We start from the raw sequence: 18,177 nt of genomic DNA, 5'->3' as shown, positions 1-18,177 counted from the left end.
TGGGTCCCGTCTGTGTTACAAAGCCCCTCAAGGCCCATTTTCCTTATATGGGTCATCATAACCCATTTTGCCAAGTATTTCGCGCTCCAACCCCTCCATCAACGTCGCGTCGGGGTCATTTTCATGGTCATAGCCCAGAAGATGCAACAGCCCGTGCACGATTAAATGGGTCACATGAGCATCTAATGGCTTCTCCGTCGCCTCGGCTTCGGCGGCGCAGGTCTCGAAAGCCAAGGCGATGTCGCCCAGTTCGAGCATCCCGTCAATGCCGGGGGCGACAGGCAGCGGATCGCCGCCCGGGGTGACCGCCCCGCGTTCCTCGGCAGGCCAGCTTAGCACATTGGTCGCCCGCGCCTTGCCGCGAAAGTCTTCGTTCAGCGCGGCGATGCGGCTGTCGTCGCAGGCCAGCAGGGTCATCTCAGCGGCTTCGGCATCAAGACCGAGGTGGCCCAGGGTAGCCCGCGCCGCGGCATGGGCGCGCGTTTCAAGGTCGACCGCCGCCCAACGGTCGTCTTCGATCACGATGTCGAAATCTTCCAGCATCACGTCAAGCGGCACCGCTATCGGCCTCATAAGCTTCGATAATCGCGGCGACCAGCGGATGGCGCACCACGTCTTTGGACGAGAAGTAGTTGAAGCTGATGCTGGGGATTTGCTTGAGCAAGCGCTCCGCATCCTGAAGCCCCGATTGCACCCCGCGCGGCAGGTCGATCTGGGTCCGGTCGCCGGTGATCACCATGCGCGAATTCTGCCCCAGGCGGGTCAGGAACATCTTCATCTGCATCGAAGTGGCGTTTTGCGCCTCGTCCAGCACCACGAAAGCGTTCGACAGCGTGCGGCCCCGCATGAAAGCCAACGGCGCGATCTCAATGCGCTTTTCCTCTAGCAGTTTGGCCAGTTGCTTGCTCGGCAAAAAGTCGTTCAGCGCGTCGTAGAGCGGCTGCATATAGGGGTCGACCTTGTCCTTCATGTCGCCGGGCAGGTAGCCCAGCTTCTCGCCCGCTTCGACCGCGGGGCGGCTGAGGATGATCCGGTCCACATGGCCACCGATGAACATCGACACGCCCACGGCGACAGCCAGATAGGTCTTGCCGGTGCCCGCAGGGCCGATGCCGAAGGCCAGTTCGTTGTCGAAGAGCGATTGCACATAGGCTTTCTGCGCATCGGTGCGCGGCTCAACCCGTTTCTTGCGGGTCTGGATTTCGATCGCATCCGAGATCGGCATTTCAAGCTGGTCACCCTGACGCACGCCGGTGCCCGCGCCGGAGTTGCCCATACGCAGCAGCCCGTCCACATCCGCAGGTTCAACCGCGCGGCCACTTTCCAGCCGGACATAGAGCGCATTGAGCAGGCTCTCAGCCTTCTCAACAGCCTCGGCTTCGCCCAGAATCTGCAGTTGGTTGCCACGCCTTATGATCTGCACCTCAAGCGATTTTTCGATGGCCGCAAGATGCGCGTCATAGGCGCCGCAGAGGTCGATCAAAAGGCGGTTGTCGGGAAATTCCACCACCCGTTCGGCCGCGGTTTCCGGTGTCATCAGATCAGTTGAAGGCAATGCGCGTATCCTTTGTGAAGCACTAAATGTTGAAATAGTCAGACCGGATCGATTTACCAACCCGTCGCGACAAAAAGGGCCGAAGCGCAACGCGCTCCGGCCCGGGGTCTGTGATATGGCCCGCCAAGGTCAGTTCGGGTCTTTGATGTTGGAGCCACCCTTGAAGTGGCCTGCGGTATGTGTCGGTGGCGCTACGCCCGAGCAGACCGGCTTGCCGAATTTATCGAGCCGTGCCGATAGATAGCCCTCGACCCCGTCGTCGATGATCCAATGATCGCAACCGTTCGGATCGACCCAGATGCCCGCCTGAAGGTTGCTCAGGTGCTTTTTGTCGATGCCCCGGTCAAAGGTCTTGTCCGAAGGGTAGCCCCGGCCCAGACCGCCTTCGTAATCGGTACAGGCCGAAAGGCCGACGGCACAGGCTGTGACCATGAGAAGTTTTGTCTTAATCACTTTTACGGTCCCTTCAGCGAATGCAGATGATTTCGACACGGCGGTTCTTGGCCATGTTCGCAGCGGAATTGTTCGGCACGGCGGGCATCCGTTCGCCATAGCCCCGCACATCGGCGATCTTGGCACCCACTTGATTGGCGATGCGCGCCACAGCATTGGCCCGGTTGTAGGACAGGCGCATGTTATAGGCGTCCGACGCGCGGCTGTCGGTATGGCCGGTGATGATATAGGATACCGCCCCGGTCGATTGGAAGAAGTTCGCCAGCCGCGCCCGGCCTTGCGGCGAGATGCTGTATTTGTCGGTGGCAAAGAACTGATCCGCCTCCATCACGCCGCAGACATCGCCGCGGCGGCACACCGGAATGCCCTGCCGGGTGACATGGGGGGTCATATAGCCCTCTGCCCCGTCATCCATAACCCAATGCTCACAGCCATCCGGGTCGACCCAGATGGTCGGCGTGTAAACGCCCTTGTCGCGGCCCTGTTGCGAGGGTGTCTGCGCATCGGCCGAGGTACTGGCCACGGTCAGCGCCGCTGCCATCGTCAGGCTGGCCATGGCGCGCAGTGCTTTGGAAATAGTGGGTCCCACAGCGTTTGTCCTATTCTAATTTCTGGTTCTTATCTTTGGCAAATGCGACCCCTCCCCGGACCCGCGCCTTTTGAGTACAGGGTCAGGTTAGGTAAAAACGGTCTCGCTGTGAAGCTGTGAAATCAACATTTTGTGGCCGAACCTTGGAGGCTTACAACGAATCCACCGCGGGGTAGCGGCAAAACGGCCTCGGAAAGCGGCCATTTCACCCTGCCCCGATCCGCCGAAAACAGGCCATTGACGACGGCTTGGCGACAATCCCATGCAAGCCATTGGGATTGTTCGCAAACAACAGCCCCTGCCATTGAATTTTCTTGAAAATCGCACCTTTAGACCTAAACCTCGTTCCATCGGATCGCGAGGGTGGGACTTCGCGCGGCTTTGCCGATCTTGATTGCTGCAATAAAAACTGGGGGACCAACTTATGATGAAAACGCTACTCGCCACCGCCGTCACCGGCCTGCTTGCCCTGCCCGCTTTCGCGGGGGGCGTGAAATACGCCTATCACAACCAAGGTGTGGCCCATCCCACGGGCAATGTGATCCACGTCAGCTGCTACCGCGGCCCGTGGAACGACGTGATCTGGGACCGGCCAAACTCGGTCTTCGTGGATAGCCTCGTGGCCGTGGGCTATGACTTTGCCACCGCCCATGCCGTGGCAGAACGGGTCTGCCGGGATCACACACTCGTCGGCAACCCCGAGGGGCTGAAAGCGACGATGAAGCGGATCTTTGCGGATGCCGCATCGCACCGCAAACACAACTACTGACAAGCCAAGGGTGCGCGGCGACGCGCACCCGTTGCAGACCCCCCTTAGGGCTGCGGATCAGACCAGAACGGCGGCCAGAGAGTTCGTCTTGGCCTCGGTCACCCGCACACGCTGGATATCACCGATCTGCGCCGTGCTATCCTCGATATGCACCGCATGCAGATACTCCGACTTGCCGAGCATCTGACCGGGTAGACGGCCCTTCTTCTCAACCAGAACCGAGACTTCGCGTCCCACCATCGACTGCTGGATTTCCTGCTGGTGCTGGGTGATCAGCCCTTGCAGACGCTGCAAACGGTCATCGGCCACGGCTGGATCGACCAGCGGGCGTTCGGCGGCGGGCGTGCCGGGGCGGGTGGAGTATTTGAACGAATAGGCATAGCCGTAGCGCACCTGCCGGACGAGCTCCATCGTGGCCTCGAAATCCGCTTCGGTCTCTTCCGGGAAGCCGACGATGAAATCACCCGACAGCACGATGTCGGGCCGTGCTTCGCGGATGCGCTCAAGCAGTTTGAGGTAGCTCTCGGCGGTGTGGCTTCGGTTCATCCGTTTCAGGATATGGTCGCTGCCCGATTGCACCGGCAGATGCAGATAGGGCATCAGTTCAGACACTTCGCCATGGGCCGCGATCAGATCGTCGCCCATGTCGTTGGGGTGGCTGGTGGTGTAGCGGATACGCTCCAGCCCGTCGATCTTGGCCAGCGCGCGGATCAACCCGGCCAGCGTCATGCCGCCGTGGTAGGCGTTGACGTTCTGACCCAGCAAGGTGACCTCGCGCACGCCGCGCTCGACGAGATCGCGGGCCTCGTCCAACACCTTCTCGGCGGGGCGGGAGACTTCGGCGCCGCGGGTATAGGGCACCACGCAAAAGGCGCAGAACTTGTCGCAGCCCTCTTGCACGGTCAGGAAAGCCGCGGGGGCGCGTTTCGCCTTGGGGCGGCCCTTGAGGTGGTCGAATTTGTCTTCTGCCGGGAAATCGGTGTCGAGCGCGCTTTGCCCGCCCTGTACCTTCGCTTCCATCTCCGGCAGACGGTGGTAGCTTTGCGGGCCGACCACCAGATCGACGGCAGGCTGGCGGCGCATGATCTCTTCGCCCTCGGCTTGGGCCACACAGCCCGCCACGCCGATCTTCAGATCGGGCCGCGCGTCTTTCAGCGGCTTCAGACGGCCCAGTTCGGAATAGACCTTCTCCGCCGCCTTCTCGCGAATGTGGCAGGTGTTGAGCAGGATCATATCCGCGTCATCGGCGCGGTCGGTGGTGACATAGCCCTGCCCGCCCAGGCTCTCGGCCATGCGTTCGCTGTCATAGACGTTCATCTGGCAACCATAGGTCTTGATGAACAGCTTTTTCGGTTGGGTCATGGCGGGCATCCAAGGGTTTTGACGGATTTCGGGCAGATGGCGTCGTCTAACAGCGGTGGCCGCGTCTTGCAATGCACCCGGAATTGGCCGACTTTACCGCCGGCAAATTCCAGCGGGGGCCTATGCGGTATCGCGATCTCGACCAGCTTATCAAAGAGGCCCGCACGGCGCTGAACGCAGGCCCTATCGCCATGATTTTGGTCGAGGATGAGGTTGAGGTCGACACCACCCTGCGCCACCACCAGCAGGCGGGGTTCGACAGCGTCGTGGCGCTGATGCCGCCCGGCTTTGACCTGCCCCGCGACCTAGAGGGAAGCGTGCTGCGGGTCGATTATGACACCACTGCCGAAGCCGCGTTGGAGCGGGCCGTGAACCGCATGATCGCGGCGGTGCCGGGGCAATGGCTTTATTACTGCTACAACGCCGAATACCTGTTCCACCCCTTCAGCGAGACACGTAACGTCAAGGAATTGCTGGCCTTTCACAGCGAAGAGCGGCGCGATTCCATGCTGGCCTATGTGGTGGACCTCTATGCGCTGGACCTCAAGCAATACCCCAATGCCGTTTCACTCGAGCAGGCGCATTTGGACCGCTCGGGCTATTACGCGCTGGCACGCAAGGATGCGGCCCGGCAGGGGCATCCCAAGGAACGGCAGCTTGATTTCTTTGGCGGGCTGCGCTGGCGGTTCGAGGAACATGTACCGCCGCAAAGCCGCAAGATCGACCGTATTCCGCTGTTTCGCGCCAAACCGGGGCTGAAGCTGCGCGGCGACCACACGTTCAACGACGAGGAATACAACACCTACGCCTGCGAATGGCATCACAACGTCACGGCGGCGATCTGCTCGTTCCGCACGGCCAAGGCGCTGAAGCGCAATCCCGGCAGCCGCTATGACATCCCCACATTCCAGTGGCACAACTCCGAGCCGTTCGAGTGGCATTCCCGGCAGTTGATGGATTTGGGTTTGATGGAGCCGGGGCAGTGGTTTTGAGCGCGGCCCCTCTGAACTGTCCCGCCCGTGGGAACCACGGGCATCGCCCTCCCTCCCCCCGGAGGGCGATCTTGCAAAGTTTCGGCATACGGCCCAGCCACGGTCCAGAATGACCGCCCCACACCACGCGACCGCTCCTCGCCCACCAGGGAGGGCGACACCCTCAGCACATGGCGGCTAACCTTTTCGATGCCCGGACAAGACGCCGCCGGTATCCGCGACCCTCACCGTTCAGCCCGCAACCGCCCAAAAAACGCGCCCACCTAAAACCTCCTTGCACTCACCCGCCATGCACCTATGACGGAAGACAGCCTGAACGGGAGGGTCCGATGGCCGTCAACTTGCTCGACACATTCATCAAACCGATGCACCGCGAGGGCATCAAATTCGTGGCGATCTTCGCCGCTGTCACGCTTGTGCTCTTCGCCATCGAAGAAGTCCTCGGCTGGATCGGCGTCGGCCTGACGATCTGGTGCTACTACTTCTTCCGCGACCCCGAGCGCGTGATCCCGGACCGGCCCGACCTGATCGTCAGCCCTGCCGACGGCATCGTCTCACTGATCGAGCCTGCGGTGCCGCCCGCCGAGCTGGGGATGCCGGATGTGCCGCTGACCCGCGTCAGCGTCTTCATGAGCGTCTTTAACTGCCACATCAACCGCGCCCCCGTCGCGGGCAAGGTGCAGGCCGTGGCCTACCGACCGGGCAAGTTCTTCAACGCCTCGCTCGACAAGGCCAGCGCCGACAATGAGCGCAACAGCCTGTGCATCCGCATGGACGACGGGCGGGACATTGCCGTGGTGCAGATCGCGGGCCTCGTGGCGCGGCGCATCGTCTGTTTCGTGAAATCCGGCGACGGGCTTGAGACCGGCGAACGCTTCGGCTTGATCCGCTTTGGCTCCCGGCTAGATGTTTACCTGCCCGAAGGCGTCGACCCGATGGTGCGTATCGGGCAGACCATGGTCGCCGGGGAAACCGTGCTGGCCGAGTTGAAACAGCCGGTCATAGAGACCGCCCCGCTTTAGGAAAGACCCCATGCGCCCCCCTTCTGAAAAGACCGGCGCAGACCTTGCGCTGATCCAGCTTCTGCCCAATGCGCTGACGATCACCGCGATTTGCGCAGGGCTTTCGGCGATCCGCTTTGGGGTGCAGGGCAACTATGTGCTGGCAGTGCAACTGATCCTTCTGGCCTGCGTGCTGGATGGGTTGGACGGGCGGCTTGCGCGGCTTTTGCGGTCTTCCAGCCCGATGGGGGCGGAATTGGACTCGCTGGCCGATTTCCTGAACTTCGGCGTGGCCCCGCCGCTGATCCTCTATTTCTGGGCGCTGCAAGACATGCGCAGCGCGGCGTGGATTTCCGTGCTCGTCTACGCGGTCTGCTGCGTGGTGCGGCTGGCGCGGTTTAACGTCAACGACAAGGCCGAAGCGGCCAAGGCCAAGAACGGCGACGCGGTGGGCGAATCCGGTTCCTTCTTCACCGGCATCCCCTCGCCCGCAGGCGCGCTGCTGGTGCTCTTGCCGATGACCCTGTCCTTTGCCTTTCACAACCGGCCCATTCTGCCGGATTGGATGATCTGCCTGCATATGGTGCTGATTGGATTTCTGATGATCAGCCGCATCCCCACATGGTCTTTCAAAACCACCAAAGTCTCCCGACGCCATGTGAAATACCTGCTGGTGGGCGTGGCAATTTTCGCCGCCGCCTTGGCCACCTACGCTTGGACCACGCTCGTCGTGCTCTGCTTGGCCTATATCGGCATGGTGATCTGGGGGCTTTTGAGAGCACGGAAAACGAGTTTAACCAAAAGGAATTGAAATGGACATCAAGGCGGTCGAGACATCCTATGCCCGTTGGGCACCGATCTACGACAAGACCTTCGGCGCGCTGACCAGTGGCGGTCGCCGCCATGTCGTGGCCCATATCAACAAGGGCAGCGGCTCTGTCCTCGAAGTGGGTGTCGGCACCGGCCTGTCCTTGCCCCACTACGCGCCGCACCTCTCCGTCACGGGCATCGATTTCAGCGACGAGATGCTTGCCAAGGCCCGCCAGCGCGTCACCCGTGAAGGGCTGCAACATGTAGCTGACCTGCGCCAGATGGACGCGCGCGACCTCGACTTCCCCGATGCCAGTTTCGACACGGTTGCTGCGATGCATGTGCTGTCCGTGGTGCCCGAACCCGAGCGCGTGATGGAGGAAATCGCCCGCGTGCTCAAACCCGGTGGTCAGGTGGTCATCGCCAACCATTTCATGCGCACCACGGGGGTGCTGGGCTTTCTTGAGAAAGTCTCGGCCCCCTTTGCCAATACGCTCGGCTGGCATTCTGATTTCGAGATGGAAACCGTGTTGCAACAAGATGCGCTGGAGGTCGAAGACGAACGCGCCCTGCCGCCCATGGGCATGATGACCTTTCTGGTACTGCGAAAACGCGGCTGATCACGCAGGCGGCGGGGGTTGCCCCGCCGGTTCAGGTCTTCCGGCGCAGCCGGATCACCACATCGACCGAGGCAATCTCGGCCCCCTCGGGCGCGTCAGGAAGCTGTGCGATCACCAACTCTTCCGAGGGCGCATCGGTCAGCTTGCTGTCGTCTTCCCAAAAGAAATGCGGGTGGTCGTGAGTGTTGGTATCGAAATAGCTTTTCGAGCCATCGACGGTCACTTCCTGCAACAGCCCCGCATCGCAAAATGCACGCAGGGTGTTATAGACCGTGGCCAGCGACACGGCTTCGCCCTGCCCCTTCGCGGCCTCGAACAGGCTTTCGGCGGTGACGTGGCGGTCTTGCCCATCGCCCACCAAAAGGCTCGCCAGCGTAACACGTTGGCGCGTGGGGCGCAGCCCGGCCTGAGCCAACCAGCGCGTTCCGACCTCTTGTACCTCTGCGGACATCAGTTCCCTGCCTTTCAGGGTCATATAAAGGAGGAAATCCCCGGTTTTCAATTGAAAACCATGCACCAATCGTCGCAGCGTCCCTGCCGCGGCCCTTGCGGCACGCGGCGGCGGGGTGCTAAACGGGGCCGGATGTTATAACAGAGCAGCAGGAGAGCCGCAGGATGGCCGACTACCCCACGAGTTTCGACAAGGAAGATCTGCTGAAATGCGCCCGCGGTGAGCTTTTCGGCCCCGGCAACGCACAGCTTCCCGCCCCGCCGATGCTCATGATGGACCGGATCACCGATGTCTCGGCCGATGGCGGCGCTCATGGCAAGGGCCATATCACCGCCGAGTTCGATATCACCCCCGACCTGTGGTTCTTTGAATGCCACTTCCCCGGCAACCCAATCATGCCCGGCTGTCTTGGCCTTGACGGTCTGTGGCAGCTCACGGGCTTCAACCTCGGCTGGCGCGGCTGGCAGGGGCGCGGCTATGCGCTTGGGGTAGGCGAGGTGAAGCTCACCGGGATGGTGCGCCCGGACCGCAAGATGCTGACTTATAAGATTGATTTCACTAAGGCGATCCAAACCCGCCGCCTGACCATGGGCGTGGCCGACGGCATCGTCGAAGCCGATGGCGAGGTGATCTATCAAGTAAAAGACATGAAAGTCGCCCTTAGCGAGAGTTGAAGCGCTGCGACTTTACGGATATGAAAAGGGGGCCGCGCGGCCCCCTTTTGCATTGTCGCTCAAAGCGTCTGCATTTCCTGCACCTTACCGTCATAGCGCCCGGTAACCGCGGCCTCGGCCAGCACGGCTGCCACATCGGCACGATGCGCCTCGCCCTTTTGATCGACCCCCTCGCCCAGATTGACCGCATTGGTCTTGGGGTCATCGGTCAGCGCCACGGGCCGCAGGATCGAATGGGTCAAGCCAGAGGCCTGTAGATGTTCATCCGCCGCCTGTTTCGCCTTGAGGTAATGTGTCATCTCATGATCCTCAGGCGGGTTATCGGCGCCCACCGAACTCAGCATCACGAAGCGGTCGACCTTAGCCTCGCGGGCCAGATCGACCAGACGCTGCGCGCCTTCGCGGTCAACCTTTTCGGTCATCTCCGGCCCGGTGCTGCCGCCTGATCCGGCGGCAAAAACAACGGCGTCTACACCGTCGCATACACCCGTTTGCAGGTTGGTCAGATTGCCTTTCCGCTCTTCGGTGCCCTCGGGCAGAACAGAGGTATCGGAGCCGTCGCGCACCAGTGCGATGGGCTCGGCCCCGCGGTCTTTCAATTCACTGACGAGCAGACGCCCGGTTTTGCCGGTCGCACCGGCGACAAGTATTTTCATGGTCATATGGAACCTCTCGGAATTTAGTTTGATACGGGCGAGCGGCGCCTCGCGCCGCCCGCCTTTTCCGGTTACGACGGCAGGAAAATCGACTTGGCGTTGACGAACTCTTTCATGCCAAAGCCGCCGTGTTCGCGCCCGTAGCCGGAATTCTTTACCCCGCCGAAGGGCATATTCGGATCGGCGGCGCCAAAGTTGTTGATCCGCACCATGCCGGTGTCGAACTCATCCCGCGCAAGGCGCAGGGCGTGCTCTTCATCCGTGCAGAAGATGCCGCCGCCCAGACCATAGCGACTGTCATTGGCAATGCGCATCGCGTCTTCGTCATCCTTCGCCCGGATGACCGAGGCGACGGGGCCGAAGATCTCATCGTCATAGGCTGGCATGCCCGGCTTGACCTCGGCCAGAACGGTCGCGGGATAATAGGCACCCGTGCGGTCGGGCACTTCGCCACCGCAAAGCACCTTGGCGCCCTTCTCAACACTCTCTTTCACCTGATCGCGGACGGATTCGAACTGCTCTTGGCTCGACAGCGGCCCGAGCTTGGTGTCTTCGTCCATCGGATCGCCCATCGGGATCGCTTTCATCGCATCGACATAGGCGCTCACGAAAGCGTCGTAATTCTTCTCGGTCACGATGAAACGCTTGGCCGACACGCAGGTCTGGCCGTTGTTATAAAGTCGCCCCATGGTCGAGAATTTCACCGCCGTTTCGATATCGGCGTCGTCGAGCACAAGATAGGCGTCGTTCGAGCCCAGTTCGAGGACGGATTTCTTGAGATGTTTCGCGGCCTCGGCACCGATATGGCTGCCCGCGCTGTCAGAGCCGGTCATGGTCACGCCGCGCACCAACTTATGGCCGATCAGCTCGTCGGAGGTATCGTGGTCGATGATGATAACGTTGAACAGGTCTTTGGGCAGGCCCGCTTCTTCGCAAAGCTCTTTCAAACGCAGCCCGCTGCCGGTGCAGATTTCCGCGTGTTTCAGGACGCAGCCGTTGCCGGTCATCAGGTTCGCGGCCAGCACGCGCACGGGTTGGTAGAGGGGGAAGTTCCACGGCTGGATCTGATAGATCACGCCGATGGGCTGATAGGTCACCACACCGCGCTTCTTGCCGCCCGCGTGTTTACGCTCTTCATCCTTCAGCATGTCGGGGCCGTTCTCAGCGGTATATTCGAAGATCTGGGCGCAGAGTTCGACCTCGGTCAGCCCGTCTTTGTAGAGCTTGCCGACCTCGCGGGTCATCAGTTCCGACAGGCTTTCCTTATTTTCGCGCAGCTTCTCGGCGATCTTTTTCAGATAGGGCGCGCGTTCGGCATGGGTCAGCTTGCGCCATTCCTTAAACGCCTCATGCGTGGCCTCGACCGCTTGGGTCGCTTCGGTTTCGGACATCACGTCATAGGTGTCGAGCACCTCTTCGGTGGCGGGATTTACCGTATTGATCTTGGGCATTCTAATCTCCTTTTGTCTCGTGAAGCCAACACCGCCTGCCACCGCCCCGTTCCATCACAGAACCTTGACCGCGACCTTCGCGCGCAGAGGATCGGCAAACCGCTTGCGCCGTATGGGCGTGCTGGCATACACCGGGGCTGCCAAAACAAAGGAGTGCTGCGCATGCGCCGCGTCGTCGTCACAGGGTTGGGGATTGTCTCATCCATCGGAAACAACGCCGAAGAAGTGCTCGAAGCACTGAAAAACGGCACCTCCGGGATCGAAGCCAGCCCGGAGATGGCCGAACACGGGTTCCGCAGCCGCGTGGCAGGGACGCTGAAGATCAATCTGGCCGATCACATCGACAAGCGCACCTTGCGTTTCATGGGGCCAGGCGCGGGCTATGCCTATGTCGCCATGGATCAGGCGATCAAGGATGCGGGCCTCGACGAGGCGCAGATCAGCAACCCGCGCACCGGTCTGGTGGCAGGCTCCGGCGGGCCGTCGACCTCGGCCATGTTCGCCGCACATAACATCGTGAAGGACACCGGGGCGACCAAGCGCATCGGGCCCTTTGCCGTGCCCAAGTGCATGTCTTCGACCGTCAGCGCGAACCTCTCGACCGCGTTCAAGATCAAGGGCATCAACTATTCCATCACCTCGGCCTGTTCTACCTCCCTGCATTGCATCGGCAACGCGGCCGAGCAGATCACGCTGGGCAAGCAAGACGTGATGTTCGCCGGCGGCGGCGAGGAGTTGGATTGGACGCTCAGCTGCCTCTTCGACGCGATGGGGGCGATGTCCTCCAAATACAACGATGCGCCCGAGACGGCGAGCCGCGCCTTCGACGCGGATCGCGACGGCTTCGTGATCTCCGGCGGCGGCGGGATGCTGGTGCTGGAAGACCTCGACCACGCGCTGGCGCGCGGCGCGAAAATCTATGCCGAGGTGACCGGCTATGCCGCCACCAGCGACGGCCATGACATGGTCGCTCCTTCCGGCGAAGGCGGCGAGCGTGCCATGCGTCTGGCTTTGGAAACCCTCCCCGAGGGCCGCAAGGTGGGCTACATCAACGCCCATGGCACCTCGACCCCGGTGGGTGACGTGGGCGAGATCGAGGCCGTGCGCCGCGTCTTCGGCCAGGGCAACACCCCGCCCGTCAGTTCCACCAAGTCGATGACCGGCCATGCGCAGGGCGCTGCCGGCGCGCTGGAGGCGATCTTCTCGCTGCTGATGCTGGATAATGATTTCATCGCACGGTCGATCAATGTGCAAAACCTCGACCCGGCGCTCGATCCCTCCGAGATTGCGCTGGAGCGGGTCGACAATGCGGGCCTCGACTCGGTGATGACGAACTCCTTCGGGTTCGGCGGCACCAACGGGTCGATGATCCTGTCGAAATACCAAGGCTGAGGGCGCGGGATGTCTGGATTGCTTGCAGGAAAACGCGGCCTCGTCATGGGTGTGGCCAATGAACGCTCCATCGCCTGGGGCATCGCCAAGGCGATGGCCGAGGCCGGGGCGGAACTGGCCTTCACCTACCAGGGCGAAGCCTTTGGCAAGCGGCTGGAGCCGCTGGCGCAGAGCGTTGGCTCGAACTTCATGGTCGATGTCGATGTGACCGACGACGCCTCGCTCGACCGCGCTTTCGAGGAGCTGGGCGCGCGTTGGCCGACGATCGACTTCGTCGTGCATGCCATTGCTTTCTCGGACAAGTCCGAACTGACGGGGCGGTTTTTGAACACCAGCCGGGCGAACTTCAAGAACTCCATGGATATCTCGGCCTATTCCTTCATCGACGTGGCGCGCCGCGCGCATCCGCTGATGAAGGACAACGGCGGCACGCTGATGACGCTGACCTACATGGGGTCGAACCGGGTCACGCCGAATTACAACGTGATGGGTGTGGCCAAGGCGGCGCTGGAAAGCGCGACGCGCTATCTGGCGAATGATCTGGGGCCGGAAGGCATCCGGGTGAACGCGATTTCGCCGGGGCCGATGAAGACGCTGGCGGGGGCCGCGATTGGTGGCGCGCGCAAGACCTATAAGCATACGGATCAGAATGCGCCGCTGCGGTCCAATGCGACGCTGGAGGCTGTGGGCGGCACGGCGGTCTATCTGGCATCCGACGCAGGCGCCTGCACGACCGGCGAAATCATCCGCGTGGATGGCGGTTTCCACGTGCTGGGAATGCCGCAGGCGGAGCATCTTTAAGACGGGCTTCGACTGGCCCCGGCCCGGAATCAAGCCGCAGGCGCCGGGCCATCGCCTGCCCGTCCCGGCGGGGAGGCGATTTGGTGAGGCTAGGCGCGCCTTTGCGAGGGCGCGCTCACTTTGCACAATAAAGTGGGACGCATCACCGTCAGGATCGCCACCCCACGGGCAGGCGCTCGCCCTCGATCTCTACCGCAACGCCTCTGTCTGCCAGAGCCACACTTTCATCCCGCCATGCGCAATCGCCGGCCCCTGCCCTTTCCACGGCAGCCCGGTCGCCTTGGCAAGCGGCGGCTCCGAGGTCACCAGCCCCACCCGCCAGCCACGGAACCGCGCCTTCAGCGTCTCGCCCAGCGTCCCATAGAGCGGATAGAGCAGCTTCTTGTTGCCGATCCGCCCTCCGTAGGGCGGGTTCACGATCACCAGCCCGGGCGGGCCTTCGGGCGGCTGCACCTCCCCTGCCCCATGGCAGGCGAAGTGGCACCACGCCCCCACCCCGGCCCGGTCGGCATTGGCCGTGCTCATGCGGATCGCGCCCGCGTCCCGGTCGGAGCCGTGGAACCGCAGGGCAGGCTCGGCCTCCGCCCCGGCAGAGCGCATCTCTTCCCACGCCCCGGCATCGAAACTCGCCAGATCCTCGAAGGCAAACCGGCGCGAGCGCCCGGGCTTCAGCCCCGCCGCGATCTCGGCCGCCTCAATCAGGAACGTGCCCGAGCCGCACATTGGGTCGACCACCGGCTCGCCGGGCGCATAGCCGCATGAGCGCAGCATCAGTGCCGCCATGTTCTCGCGCATTGGCGCCTTGCCCACGGCCTCCTTGTGGCCGCGCTTGTGCAGCGCCTCGCCAGAGGTATCGAGGCTGAAGGTCACCTGATTGTCGTGAATACGCACTTTCAGCACCAGCGCCGCCTCGGCGTCCACCATGATCCCGTGGCTCTCGCGCAGCGCCGTCTCGACCCGTTGGGCTGCCGCCCCGGCGTGATAGATCTTCGAAGCCTTGCTCGTCACCTGCACCTTCACCGGCACATCGGCCCGCAGCACCTCGCCGAAGGGGAACTTCCGGCAGCGTTTGTCCAACTGCGCCAGATGGAAGGCCATGAAACCGCCGATCCGCGCCAGCACCCGTGCGGCACCGCGCAACTCCAGATTGGCGCGCCAGACCTCGGGCCAGCCGCCCTGAACGGTCACGCCACCGGGCTGGGCCTGAGCGCCTGCAAAACCTTTTTCCTGCGCTTCGGCGCAGAGTAAATCCTCAAGCCCGGGCGGGCAGACAAGGAAAATCTCGAATGTATCTGGGGTATCCATGGCCCCTGCATAAGCGCCAATGCGCCGGCGTGCGAGGGGAAAAGACGCCGGAGACGTCTTTGGGGCGTGCCGGGGGGAAGTCCCCCCGGCCATCAATATCAGGCCGCCGGAGCGATCTTGACCAGTTCGATGTCGAACTGCAGGTCCTTGCCCGCCAGCGGGTGGTTGGCGTCGAGCGTGACGGTGGTCTCGTCAACCTCGACCACGGTCACCGGCAGCGCCTGACCTTCGGGGGTCTGCATCTGCAGCTGCGTGCCGGGATCGAGCGGGATGTCCGCGGGGATGCCTTCGCGCGGCACGGCTTGACGCATCTCGGGGTTCACGGGGCCGTAAGCTTCGTCGCTGGGCACTTGAACAACCTTCTTGTCGCCCTCGGTCATGCCGGGCAGCGCGCTGTCGAGACCGGGGATGATCTGGCCCGAACCCACGACGAACTCCAGCGGGTCACGGCCCTGCGAGCTGTCGAATGTGGTGCCGTCTTTCAACGTGCCGGTATAGTGAATCTGTACTGTGTCGCCGGATTTGACCTCAGCCATCGGGTGTCTCCAATCTGTAGGGAAAAAAAGGGAAGGAGGCCGCGTATCTGCGCGGGTGCTCCAAATTCCGCGACAGCATGAAGATTGTGACCCCGAGAGTAAACCCCCCCTTCGGGTCGATCGCGGAATTCGCCCCTTTTCGCCGCCGCGCCTGCGTGCCACTCTGCCGCGACACGGAAAGGGAGAGCCTGTCAGATGCCCATCACCACCTGCGTTTTCGACGCCTATGGAACCCTCTTTGACGTGGCCGCCGCCGCCCGTGAGGCCGCAGCCGAACCCGCTTTTGCCGCCATCGCCGAGACTTGGCCGGAGCTGGCAGAACACTGGCGTCTCAAGCAGTTGCAGTATTCATGGCTGCGGGCCGTGACCGGGACGCATGACGATTTCTGGCAGGTCACCCAAGACGGGCTGGATTGGACGCTGGAGAAGATGAACCTCGCCGATGACCCCGCCCTGCGCGCGCGCCTGCTGGCGCTTTACTGGGAGCTTCGCGCCTATGACGAGGTGCCCGCCATGCTGCGCGCGCTGAAAGACGGGGGTCTGAACACCGCGATCCTCTCCAACGGCGCCCCGGCAATGCTGGACGGGGCGGTGCAATCGGCGGGAATCGATGATCTTTTGGATGTCTCGCTTTCGGTCGAAAGCGTCGGCGTCTTCAAACCGCATGCGTCGGTCTATGACCTTGTCGGGGCACACTTCGGCTGTGCCAAGGACGAGGTGCTGTTCGTGTCCTCCAATGGCTGGGATGCGGCGGCGGCGACGGGCTATGGGTTCACCACCGCATGGGTAAACCGGGGCGGCGATCCGGTGGACCGGCTGCCGTGGCAACCCGCACATCAGTTGCGCGAGCTGAGCGGCATCCCCGCATTGACGGGGCTCTGATGCCGCGTTTCACCACCTCCGACGGGCTGTCGCTGCATTACACGGATGAGGGCAGTGGCTTGCCGATCCTCTGCCTTGCCGGTCTCACCCGCACCGGCGCGGATTTCGACTACCTCGCCCCGCATTTGGCCGATCACCGGCTGATCCGCATGGACTACCGCGGGCGGGGCCGCTCGGATTTCGACGCGAATTGGCGGAACTACACGCTCTCGGTGGAATGCCGCGACGTGTTGGAATTGCTGGCGCATCTGGGGCTGGAACAGGTCGCCCTCATCGGCACCTCGCGCGGCGGGCTGAATGCCATGGCGCTGGCGATGATCGCCCACGATCACCTACTGGGCGTGGCGCTGAATGACGTGGGCCCCGAGCTTGACCCCAAGGGCGTTGAATTCATCATGGGCTATCTCGGTCGCAACCCCGCCGCCAAAACCTATGAAGAAGCCGCCGCCGCCATGGCCCGCGCCTTCCCCGAGTTTCACGGCGTGCCCGAAAGCCACTGGCTTGAGGAGGTCAAGCGTCACTACAGGGCGACCGACGATGGGCTGAAAATCACCTATGATCCGCATCTGCGCGATGCCGTGGCCGCCGCAGGCCAGCAGGCTGTTGACCTTTGGCCGTTCTTCGATGCGCTGCAAGGGTTGCCACTGGTCACGATCCGCGGGGCCAATTCCACCTTGTTCAGCCGCGAGACGCTGATGCAGATGCAGGCCCGCCGCCCCGATATGATCGTGGCCGAAGTGCCGGACCGCGGCCATGTGCCCTTTCTCGACGAACCCCAAGCGCTCGCCGCGCTGCACGAATGGATAGGACAAATCAAATGAACATCGACATGATCCGCGCCGCCGCCGACCGCGCCAAGGGCCATGTGCGGCGCACGCCGCTCTTGAACTCCCCCTTTCTGGACGAGATCGCGGGCCGCCGGGTCTGGGTCAAACCCGAGTGTTTGCAGCATACTGGCAGCTTCAAGTTCCGCGGCGCGTGGTCGGCGCTTTCGGCCCTGCCGAGCGCGCAGCGCGCCAAGGGCGTCATCGCCTATTCCAGCGGCAATCATGCCCAAGGCGTGGCACTGGCAGCCAAGATGCACGGCGCGCCTGCCGTGATCGTCATGCCCGAGGACAGCCCGCGCCTGAAGATCGCCAACACCCGCGCCTATGGCGCCGAGGTGGTGCTCTATGACCGCGCGAATGAGAGCCGCGAGGAGATCGGTGCGGCCTTGGCCGAGGAACGCGGCCTTACGCTGATCAAACCCTATGACGAGCCGCAGGTCATCGCGGGGCAAGGCACCACGGGGCTGGAAATCGCCCAGCAGGCCGCCGAGGCCGGGATCGAAGAGGCCCAGGTGATCGTCTGCTGCGGCGGCGGTGGCCTGACCTCCGGCATCGCGCTGGCGCTGGAGGCCGAGGCGCCGGGGTTCCGCGTGCGCCCGGCGGAACCGGAAGGCTTCGACGATGCCGCCCGCTCGTTGATTTCCGGCCAGATCGAACGGAATGCGAAGGCGCTCGGCTCGATCTGCGACGCCATCGTCACGCCTGCGCCGGGGGAGCTGACCTTTCCGATCATGCAGCGGTTGGTGGGCCCGGGGCTGGTGGTGAGCGACGATGAGGCGTTGCAGGCTATGGGTCATGCCTTCAACCGGTTGAAACTCGTGGCCGAGCCGGGCGGTGCCGTGGCGCTTGCGGCAGCGCTGTTCCGGGGCGGGGAGATCGAGGGCGACGATGTGATCGTCACCATCTCTGGGGGGAACGTTGACGCGGATATGTTTGCCCGCGCGCTGAAGACGCTGGGGTAGCGATTAGGGCAGCGCCGGCCCGCGGGGTGGTGCTGAAAGCGCCGCCCCAGGGGGGCGGGTCGGCGCTGCCCGCTGCGCCACCGGGCGGT

21 protein-coding genes are annotated in these 18,177 nt (G+C 63.0%); 11 read left to right on the top strand and 10 right to left on the bottom strand.

Features of this window, described 5'->3' with window-relative positions; translation table 11 throughout:
- Nucleotides 1–27: 27 nt before the first annotated feature.
- From ybeY to ACGYKA_RS08590, 4 genes are all read right to left on the bottom strand, one after another.
- The gene (gene ybeY, locus ACGYKA_RS08605; protein ID WP_394410557.1) at nucleotides 28–573 is read right to left on the bottom strand and encodes an rRNA maturation RNase YbeY; all 546 of its coding nucleotides are present in this window, start codon (nucleotides 571–573) and stop codon (nucleotides 28–30) included.
- Nucleotides 548–1,537, bottom strand: coding sequence for a PhoH family protein (locus tag ACGYKA_RS08600; RefSeq protein ID WP_394410560.1), 990 nt, complete (start codon nucleotides 1,535–1,537; stop codon nucleotides 548–550). Before ACGYKA_RS08600 ends, ybeY begins: the two co-directional genes overlap by 26 nt.
- 147 nt (nucleotides 1,538–1,684) lie before the next feature.
- Nucleotides 1,685–2,008 carry a hypothetical protein gene (locus ACGYKA_RS08595; RefSeq protein WP_197470808.1) on the bottom strand — a complete coding sequence of 108 codons (324 nt, stop codon included), beginning with the start codon at nucleotides 2,006–2,008 and terminating at the stop codon, nucleotides 1,685–1,687.
- A 13-nt stretch (nucleotides 2,009–2,021) separates the two neighbouring features.
- Nucleotides 2,022–2,564, bottom strand: a complete 543-nt coding sequence (locus ACGYKA_RS08590) for an OmpA family protein (RefSeq protein ID WP_394403167.1) — start codon at nucleotides 2,562–2,564, stop codon at nucleotides 2,022–2,024.
- A gap of 457 nt (nucleotides 2,565–3,021) precedes the next feature.
- Between ACGYKA_RS08590 and ACGYKA_RS08585 the strand changes: the two genes are divergently transcribed.
- The gene (locus tag ACGYKA_RS08585) at nucleotides 3,022–3,366 is read left to right on the top strand and encodes a hypothetical protein (protein WP_209217356.1); all 345 of its coding nucleotides are present in this window, start codon (nucleotides 3,022–3,024) and stop codon (nucleotides 3,364–3,366) included.
- A 57-nt stretch (nucleotides 3,367–3,423) separates the two neighbouring features.
- Here the strand turns inward: ACGYKA_RS08585 and miaB are convergent, their stop codons facing one another.
- Nucleotides 3,424–4,728, bottom strand: a complete 1,305-nt coding sequence (gene miaB, locus ACGYKA_RS08580; RefSeq protein WP_394417716.1) for a tRNA (N6-isopentenyl adenosine(37)-C2)-methylthiotransferase MiaB — start codon at nucleotides 4,726–4,728, stop codon at nucleotides 3,424–3,426.
- Between the two features lie 122 nt (nucleotides 4,729–4,850).
- On the opposite strand from miaB, the gene ACGYKA_RS08575 reads away from it, so the two are divergent.
- The 4 genes from ACGYKA_RS08575 (at nucleotide 4,851) to ACGYKA_RS08560 (ending at nucleotide 8,151) form a co-directional block, all read left to right on the top strand.
- Nucleotides 4,851–5,720 carry a hypothetical protein gene (locus ACGYKA_RS08575; RefSeq protein WP_394410566.1) on the top strand — a complete coding sequence of 290 codons (870 nt, stop codon included), beginning with the start codon at nucleotides 4,851–4,853 and terminating at the stop codon, nucleotides 5,718–5,720.
- Between the two features lie 329 nt (nucleotides 5,721–6,049).
- Nucleotides 6,050–6,742: a phosphatidylserine decarboxylase gene (locus tag ACGYKA_RS08570; RefSeq protein WP_394438592.1), complete on the top strand. Its 693-nt coding sequence runs from the start codon at nucleotides 6,050–6,052 to the stop codon at nucleotides 6,740–6,742.
- 10 nt (nucleotides 6,743–6,752) lie between these two features.
- The gene (gene pssA / locus ACGYKA_RS08565) at nucleotides 6,753–7,532 is read left to right on the top strand and encodes a CDP-diacylglycerol--serine O-phosphatidyltransferase (protein WP_067261404.1); all 780 of its coding nucleotides are present in this window, start codon (nucleotides 6,753–6,755) and stop codon (nucleotides 7,530–7,532) included.
- A 1-nt stretch (nucleotide 7,533) separates the two neighbouring features.
- A complete protein-coding gene (locus ACGYKA_RS08560; protein ID WP_394410569.1) occupies nucleotides 7,534–8,151 on the top strand; it encodes a class I SAM-dependent methyltransferase in 618 nt (205 codons plus the stop codon).
- Between the two features lie 31 nt (nucleotides 8,152–8,182).
- Here the strand turns inward: ACGYKA_RS08560 and irrA are convergent, their stop codons facing one another.
- Nucleotides 8,183–8,602: an iron response transcriptional regulator IrrA gene (irrA, locus tag ACGYKA_RS08555; RefSeq protein ID WP_067261468.1), complete on the bottom strand. Its 420-nt coding sequence runs from the start codon at nucleotides 8,600–8,602 to the stop codon at nucleotides 8,183–8,185.
- 164 nt (nucleotides 8,603–8,766) lie between these two features.
- Between irrA and fabA the strand changes: the two genes are divergently transcribed.
- Complete coding sequence (fabA, locus tag ACGYKA_RS08550) at nucleotides 8,767–9,276, top strand: bifunctional 3-hydroxydecanoyl-ACP dehydratase/trans-2-decenoyl-ACP isomerase (protein ID WP_067261401.1); 510 nt, start codon at nucleotides 8,767–8,769, stop codon at nucleotides 9,274–9,276.
- A gap of 59 nt (nucleotides 9,277–9,335) precedes the next feature.
- Here the strand turns inward: fabA and ACGYKA_RS08545 are convergent, their stop codons facing one another.
- On the bottom strand, nucleotides 9,336–9,938 hold the full coding sequence (locus tag ACGYKA_RS08545) for an SDR family oxidoreductase (RefSeq protein WP_394410572.1): 603 nt from the start codon (nucleotides 9,936–9,938) through the stop codon (nucleotides 9,336–9,338).
- Nucleotides 9,939–10,003: 65 nt separating this feature from the next.
- Nucleotides 10,004–11,383, bottom strand: coding sequence for an NAD-dependent succinate-semialdehyde dehydrogenase (locus tag ACGYKA_RS08540; protein WP_394410575.1), 1,380 nt, complete (start codon nucleotides 11,381–11,383; stop codon nucleotides 10,004–10,006).
- Between the two features lie 162 nt (nucleotides 11,384–11,545).
- Between ACGYKA_RS08540 and fabB the strand changes: the two genes are divergently transcribed.
- Nucleotides 11,546–12,775 carry a beta-ketoacyl-ACP synthase I gene (gene fabB / locus ACGYKA_RS08535; protein ID WP_394410578.1) on the top strand — a complete coding sequence of 410 codons (1,230 nt, stop codon included), beginning with the start codon at nucleotides 11,546–11,548 and terminating at the stop codon, nucleotides 12,773–12,775.
- A 9-nt stretch (nucleotides 12,776–12,784) separates the two neighbouring features.
- On the top strand, nucleotides 12,785–13,576 hold the full coding sequence (locus ACGYKA_RS08530) for an enoyl-ACP reductase (RefSeq protein WP_394410580.1): 792 nt from the start codon (nucleotides 12,785–12,787) through the stop codon (nucleotides 13,574–13,576).
- A 189-nt stretch (nucleotides 13,577–13,765) separates the two neighbouring features.
- Here ACGYKA_RS08530 and ACGYKA_RS08525 read toward each other — a convergent pair whose 3' ends face one another.
- Together ACGYKA_RS08525 and ACGYKA_RS08520 are read right to left on the bottom strand one after the other, a co-directional pair.
- Nucleotides 13,766–14,881 carry a class I SAM-dependent RNA methyltransferase gene (locus ACGYKA_RS08525; protein ID WP_394410583.1) on the bottom strand — a complete coding sequence of 372 codons (1,116 nt, stop codon included), beginning with the start codon at nucleotides 14,879–14,881 and terminating at the stop codon, nucleotides 13,766–13,768.
- A 98-nt stretch (nucleotides 14,882–14,979) separates the two neighbouring features.
- Entirely contained in the window at nucleotides 14,980–15,417 is a 438-nt protein-coding gene (locus ACGYKA_RS08520; protein WP_394410586.1) for a peptidylprolyl isomerase, read from the bottom strand.
- 195 nt (nucleotides 15,418–15,612) lie between these two features.
- On the opposite strand from ACGYKA_RS08520, the gene ACGYKA_RS08515 reads away from it, so the two are divergent.
- Genes ACGYKA_RS08515 through ACGYKA_RS08505 form a run of 3 tightly spaced genes read left to right on the top strand, consistent with a single transcriptional unit; the run spans nucleotide 15,613 to nucleotide 18,088 of the window.
- Nucleotides 15,613–16,299 carry a haloacid dehalogenase type II gene (locus ACGYKA_RS08515; RefSeq protein WP_394410589.1) on the top strand — a complete coding sequence of 229 codons (687 nt, stop codon included), beginning with the start codon at nucleotides 15,613–15,615 and terminating at the stop codon, nucleotides 16,297–16,299.
- Nucleotides 16,299–17,120 (top strand): alpha/beta fold hydrolase, encoded by an 822-nt coding sequence (locus ACGYKA_RS08510; RefSeq protein ID WP_394410592.1) that lies wholly within the window; start codon nucleotides 16,299–16,301, stop codon nucleotides 17,118–17,120. Before ACGYKA_RS08515 ends, ACGYKA_RS08510 begins: the two co-directional genes overlap by 1 nt.
- Nucleotides 17,117–18,088 (top strand): threonine/serine dehydratase, encoded by a 972-nt coding sequence (locus ACGYKA_RS08505; RefSeq protein WP_271689420.1) that lies wholly within the window; start codon nucleotides 17,117–17,119, stop codon nucleotides 18,086–18,088. The genes ACGYKA_RS08510 and ACGYKA_RS08505 overlap by 4 nt, the downstream gene beginning before the upstream one ends.
- Nucleotides 18,089–18,177: the final 89 nt, after the last annotated feature.

Source organism: Sulfitobacter sp. 1A15106, assembly GCF_043556995.1.
In the GTDB taxonomy this organism is placed as follows: Bacteria; Pseudomonadota; Alphaproteobacteria; order Rhodobacterales; family Rhodobacteraceae; genus Sulfitobacter; species Sulfitobacter faviae.
This window is presented reverse-complemented; position numbering and strand designations above follow the sequence as displayed.

Excerpts from the sequence above, each read along its gene's own strand:
- irrA (WP_067261468.1), bottom strand. The coding sequence starts at position 8,602 with ATGTCCGCAGAGGTACAAGAGGTCGGAACGCGCTGGTTGGCTCAGGCC.
- ACGYKA_RS08575 (WP_394410566.1), top strand. The coding sequence starts at position 4,851 with ATGCGGTATCGCGATCTCGACCAGCTTATCAAAGAGGCCCGCACGGCG.
- ACGYKA_RS08515 (WP_394410589.1), top strand. The coding sequence starts at position 15,613 with ATGCCCATCACCACCTGCGTTTTCGACGCCTATGGAACCCTCTTTGAC.
- ACGYKA_RS08505 (WP_271689420.1), top strand. The coding sequence starts at position 17,117 with ATGAACATCGACATGATCCGCGCCGCCGCCGACCGCGCCAAGGGCCAT.
- ACGYKA_RS08530 (WP_394410580.1), top strand. The coding sequence starts at position 12,785 with ATGTCTGGATTGCTTGCAGGAAAACGCGGCCTCGTCATGGGTGTGGCC.
- fabB (WP_394410578.1), top strand. The coding sequence starts at position 11,546 with ATGCGCCGCGTCGTCGTCACAGGGTTGGGGATTGTCTCATCCATCGGA.
- ACGYKA_RS08600 (WP_394410560.1), bottom strand. The coding sequence starts at position 1,537 with ATGACACCGGAAACCGCGGCCGAACGGGTGGTGGAATTTCCCGACAAC.
- ACGYKA_RS08570 (WP_394438592.1), top strand. The coding sequence starts at position 6,050 with ATGGCCGTCAACTTGCTCGACACATTCATCAAACCGATGCACCGCGAG.
- ACGYKA_RS08585 (WP_209217356.1), top strand. The coding sequence starts at position 3,022 with ATGATGAAAACGCTACTCGCCACCGCCGTCACCGGCCTGCTTGCCCTG.
- ybeY (WP_394410557.1), bottom strand. The coding sequence starts at position 573 with ATGAGGCCGATAGCGGTGCCGCTTGACGTGATGCTGGAAGATTTCGAC.
- ACGYKA_RS08510 (WP_394410592.1), top strand. The coding sequence starts at position 16,299 with ATGCCGCGTTTCACCACCTCCGACGGGCTGTCGCTGCATTACACGGAT.
- ACGYKA_RS08540 (WP_394410575.1), bottom strand. The coding sequence starts at position 11,383 with ATGCCCAAGATCAATACGGTAAATCCCGCCACCGAAGAGGTGCTCGAC.
- fabA (WP_067261401.1), top strand. The coding sequence starts at position 8,767 with ATGGCCGACTACCCCACGAGTTTCGACAAGGAAGATCTGCTGAAATGC.
- miaB (WP_394417716.1), bottom strand. The coding sequence starts at position 4,728 with ATGACCCAACCGAAAAAGCTGTTCATCAAGACCTATGGTTGCCAGATG.
- ACGYKA_RS08545 (WP_394410572.1), bottom strand. The coding sequence starts at position 9,938 with ATGACCATGAAAATACTTGTCGCCGGTGCGACCGGCAAAACCGGGCGT.
- ACGYKA_RS08560 (WP_394410569.1), top strand. The coding sequence starts at position 7,534 with ATGGACATCAAGGCGGTCGAGACATCCTATGCCCGTTGGGCACCGATC.
- ACGYKA_RS08590 (WP_394403167.1), bottom strand. The coding sequence starts at position 2,564 with ATGGCCAGCCTGACGATGGCAGCGGCGCTGACCGTGGCCAGTACCTCG.
- pssA (WP_067261404.1), top strand. The coding sequence starts at position 6,753 with ATGCGCCCCCCTTCTGAAAAGACCGGCGCAGACCTTGCGCTGATCCAG.
- ACGYKA_RS08520 (WP_394410586.1), bottom strand. The coding sequence starts at position 15,417 with ATGGCTGAGGTCAAATCCGGCGACACAGTACAGATTCACTATACCGGC.
- ACGYKA_RS08525 (WP_394410583.1), bottom strand. The coding sequence starts at position 14,881 with ATGGATACCCCAGATACATTCGAGATTTTCCTTGTCTGCCCGCCCGGG.